This window comes from Bradyrhizobium sp. Kon56 (genome assembly GCF_055807635.1).
This window is the reverse complement of the sequence record NZ_JBVVOU010000378.1, coordinates 1-280: the sequence shown is the minus strand read 5'-3', so window position 1 is coordinate 280 and position 280 is coordinate 1. Positions and strand designations below refer to the sequence as shown.

1 protein-coding gene is annotated in these 280 nt (G+C 60.4%); it reads right to left on the bottom strand.

Going from position 1 to position 280, the window contains the following annotated elements:
• Positions 1–69: 69 nt before the first annotated feature.
• Positions 70–280: hypothetical protein (locus AC0L3B_RS39370; RefSeq protein WP_473383186.1), on the bottom strand; the 211-nt coding region annotated here is incomplete at its 5' end.

Genomic DNA, 280 nt, shown 5'->3' with positions numbered 1-280 from the left:
AAGGATCATGGCTCTCGCGTCGGGAGCGCTGGGTGGAGTTACACAAGCATCTGTTTGCGGAGCGGGCGTTTATAGCGCGGCAACTGGAAGAACTCTCGAGCGCGGGGATGGCCATGGTCCTTGCGCCAGGGAGTCCCAGTATTGGCTTGCCGCCTGGGCCAGCCGCTCAAATAGCCTCAACGCGATTACGCGCTCCAGGGCCACCAACGGTGTGAAGGGCAAGCGTCGCCCCGGATCGCCTTTGATACTCAAGGCCGTGAATTGATTGACGTTGATCGAC